General features: G+C 67.5%; 1 protein-coding gene. It reads left to right on the top strand.

Annotated features, from left to right (window positions below; all coding sequences use genetic code 11):
• The first annotated feature begins 280 nt into the window (after positions 1-280).
• On the top strand, positions 281-1,924 hold the full coding sequence (locus BLV04_RS24150; protein ID WP_093038689.1) for a DUF6399 domain-containing protein: 1,644 nt from the start codon (positions 281-283) through the stop codon (positions 1,922-1,924).
• The last annotated feature ends 124 nt before the right edge of the window (positions 1,925-2,048 follow it).

Genomic DNA, 2,048 nt, shown 5'->3' with positions numbered 1-2,048 from the left:
CGCCTGGAAGCGGCCTGTGCACGCGCGCTCACGCTGGGCACCGTCGGCTACAAAAGCCTCGCCACGATCCTCGAGAAGGGGCTCGATCGGCGGCCTTGATCATCGGTTGGTCCAAAACAGGGTGTTTCGGTAGGAGATCAATCACCCTGAAGGAGTGGCAGGAGCGCCGGGGAGGCGTACCCTTGGAAGTGCAAACTGACCGAGGGAAACGCCGTTGTCCGATGCTCCTGCCTGTGTCGACTCTAGTGCAGATCGACGCCCCACGCCAATCCACGATCGCTTGGATCGCGCCAAGCATCGGCATGCGGTGGCGCAAGCCCGGCAGGATGGGCAGAGTCAACGCGCGGCGGTCAGCGGTGCCGGCGTGGCGCGCAGCACCCTGCGTCACTGGAACGCGTCCCCTGCGCCATCGGCGCCGGCGGCGCTGTCGGCCTTCGTCGAGACGCCCGAGGGCGTGGTGTGGCTGCGCCGGATTCTGGTGGCTGCGCACTGGAGCATCGGCGAGCAGGGCGGCGCGGGCGTGCGCGTGGTCTGCGATTTCCTCGAGCGCAGTGGGCTGTCGGCGTTCATCGGCGCCTCCTACGGTACGCAGCAGGCGTTCCATGCTGGCTTGGAGGAGCAGATCGTCACCGCCGCCACCGAACTGCGCGGGACGCTGGCCCAATCCATGCCCCATCGCCTGCTGAGTATCGCCGAAGATGAGACGTGGAAAGACGGCATGCGCTTGGTGTGCATCGATGCGACCTCGAACTTCATCCTGCTCGAGCAGAGGAGCGATGAGCGCTCGGCGGCGGCCTGGACACGGGCGCTCGAGGGTGGACTCGAGGGGCTGAATGTCACGGTGGTGCAAGGCACCAGCGATGAGGCCAAGGGGCTGTTGGCGCATGTCGAGCGTGATCTGGGCGCACACCATGCCACGGACCTGTTTCATCTGCAGCATGCGGTCAGCCAGGCGATGAGTCTGTCGCTGAAGCGCGCCGAGCAGCAGGCCGAGACGGCGGAGGCCGAGGCGAAGGCGCGCTGGCAAGAGGAATGCGCCGCCGAGCAGGCCTATCATCGGCGCCGCCATGGCCCGGGACGCCCGCCGGCATTCGCCGCGCGCATCGAGGAGGCGCTGAACGACCACGTCCAAGCCAGCCTCGCGCGCGAGCAGGCCCACGCGCACCGCGCCGAGGCCAAAGCCCTGATCGGCGCCTTCGGCGAGGTCGATCATCCCTACGAGATCCAACAGGGACAGGCGCAAACCCCCGAGCAGTTGGAGGCGCGTCTGGGGACGCGCCTGGAGGCGATCGCCGAGGAGGCGGATCTGTCCGAGCGCCTGCGCGCACATCTGGCCAAGGCGAAGCGCCTGACTCAAAGCCTCGTCGCCACGCTGACCTTCTTCTTCATGATGGTCAACACCCGGGTGCAGGCGATGGACCTGGCACCGGCGATCGAGCAGGCGATGCTCGACGACCTGATCCCGGCGCTTTATCTGGAGCGCGTCGCCGCACGCAGCACCCGCGCCGAGCCCCGTCATCGACTCCGAGCACTGAGTGCGCAGCGTCTCGCCCCGCTGAGGCAGCCCTCGCACCCGATCCAGTCGCTGGATCCGCAGACCCGTCACCATCTCGAGCAGGTCGCCGGGGAGTGTGCCGATCTGTTCCAGCGCAGCAGTTCCTGTGTGGAGGGGCGCAACGGCTTCCTCGCGCTCTATCAGCACGGGCATCACCGACTCAGTCCGCGCAAGCAGCAGGTCTTGACCGCCCTGCACAACTTTGCGATCAAGCGGCCCGACGGCACCACGGCCGCCGAGCGCTTCTTCGCTCAGCCCCACCCATCCTTGTTCGAGCAGGTGCTCGAGCGCATGCCCTGGCCCGCCCGACCGGCGCGACGACGACCGCGCCCGGCGAGGCCGCCGTACCTCGTCCCTGTGGCGGCTTAGCAACAGTGGACCAATCGATGATCAAGGCCCGATCGGCGGCCCTTGCCGACTCCCGATCAGCTGAGTTTGCCGCTGGATCACGCCAATCTGCGTGGCGCCGACTACTACCACTGACCCTCACCAT

The sequence above is a fragment of the Thiocapsa roseopersicina genome, assembly GCF_900106925.1.
Lineage (GTDB): Bacteria > Pseudomonadota > Gammaproteobacteria > Chromatiales > Chromatiaceae > Thiocapsa > Thiocapsa roseopersicina.
Note: the sequence above shows the minus strand (reverse complement) of the source record. Positions and strands in the feature narration are given on the sequence as shown.